This window comes from Aphanizomenon sp. UHCC 0183 (genome assembly GCF_009712065.1).
GTDB lineage: Bacteria > Cyanobacteriota > Cyanobacteriia > Cyanobacteriales > Nostocaceae > Dolichospermum > Dolichospermum heterosporum.
In genome coordinates this window covers 8,284-9,979 of sequence record NZ_VILC01000056.1, presented here as the reverse complement: position 1 = coordinate 9,979, position 1,696 = coordinate 8,284, and the positions used below count along the sequence as shown (strand labels likewise).

1 protein-coding gene is annotated in these 1,696 nt (G+C 43.9%); it reads right to left on the bottom strand.

Annotated features, from left to right (window positions below; all coding sequences use genetic code 11):
- Positions 1-64: 64 nt before the first annotated feature.
- Positions 65-1,519 (bottom strand): 9,9'-di-cis-zeta-carotene desaturase, encoded by a 1,455-nt coding sequence (zds, locus tag FJR37_RS17540; RefSeq protein ID WP_053537693.1) that lies wholly within the window; start codon positions 1,517-1,519, stop codon positions 65-67.
- Between the last annotated feature and the right edge of the window lie 177 nt (positions 1,520-1,696).

The following is a 1,696-nucleotide window of genomic DNA, read 5'->3' as shown; positions in this document are numbered from 1 at the left end:
CCCCCCCCACTCCCCCCACTCCCCAACTCCCCCAACTCCCCCCACTCCCCCCACTCCCTACCCCCTATTTCTTCCCACTTTCAAGGATTACTTTAGCCGCACGTTTTCCAGAAACTGTTGCTCCTTCCATACTGTCAATATAATCTTGTTGTGTGTAACTTCCAGCTAGGAAAAAGTTAGGAACAGGTGTTTTTTGATCAGGACGATAGACATCCATTCCTGGTGCTTCTCTGTACAAAGACTGAGCTAATTTGACGACACTGTACCAAGTCATGTTTAAGTCTCTTGAAGAGGGAAATAGTTCATGCACTTGTTTGAGGACGTGATTAGCGATCGCTTCATTACTTTGTTTAATGAAAGGATCTCCCGGTGTCAATACCAGTTGTAACAATGAACCCTCTCCAGGACGATAATAATCGGCGGGACTAGTTAAAGCCAAATCAGCAAAACAGGAAAAATCAGCATCAGCGGTATACAATAAGTTATCTATACCTGCTGCCTGTAAGGGTGGTGTCACTCCGCCTTTACCCCGTTTTTCCTCATCTTGTAGTTCTGTCACCCAACCATCAAAACGTAGCTGTACTGTAGCGACGGGGACAGCATCTAGCTTATAAATGTTATCAAATTCTGGCCATTTCCGCCAAGGTTGGGGTAAAACTCGTTGAATTCCCGGAACATCACAAGCACATAGATAAGCGTCAGCAGTGATCACTTCTTCTGTATCACCTTGGGCAACTAATATCCCTGTAACTTGGGTTTGTTCTCCAGACTCAGCAAATTGAATTTCTCTGACTTGACGACGGGTGTATATTTTTGTGCCTCTTTCTTCTAAATACTTAACAATAGGTTTGTGTAAATATTCATGAGGTGAACCTTCGAGCATTCGCAGAATTGAAGCTTCTGTTCGGACAGCAAAAAACTGGAAAATTGTCAACATACACCGGGCGGAAATATGATCACAATCTATAAATCCCAAGGCGTAAGCAATAGGATTCCAGAGACGTTTAATGCTGCCTTTACTGCCTCCGTGACTGTAGAACCAGTCGGAAAAACTGATTTTATCTAATTTGCGAATAGTTTTCATTGCCCCATCAAAGTCTACCAAACCTTGAACTATTGGGCTAGTCCCCAGGGCGATCGCATTTTGGAATTTATCCCGTAACGAAAGTTGAGAAGTGGTAAAAAACGCCTTTAATCCATTAAAAGGCGCACCCGTGAAAAAGCGAAAATCTAATGCCCCAGTTTGTCCACCTTTATTGATAAAAGTATGACTATGTTCCTTCAAGCGTAAATTATCACCAGCCCCCACTTTCTCCATCAACTCAAACAAATTGTAGTAGCAGCCAAAAAAGACGTGCAGCCCCATTTCAATATGGTTGCCGTCACCATCTACCCAACTGCTAACTTTACCCCCCACAAACGGACGAGACTCGAAAATTTCTACTTCACAGCCAGCATCTACTAAATCTACAGCAGTTGCTAACCCTGCTAATCCCGCACCCACAATTGCAACGCGCATTCCCTCTTCCTTGTTCAGTTTCTTTACAAATTGTAACTGAATTAGTCATTAGTCAGTTGTCAGTTGTCAGTTGTCAGTTGTCATTAGTCAGTTGTCAGTTGTCAGTTGTCATCAGTAAAATTCCTCTCCCCAACTCCCCCTACTCCCCTACTCCCCCTACTCCCCCTACTCCCCCAA

Coding starts and splice junctions, on each gene's coding strand:
- zds (WP_053537693.1), bottom strand. CDS start 1,519: ATGCGCGTTGCAATTGTGGGTGCGGGATTAGCAGGGTTAGCAACTGCT.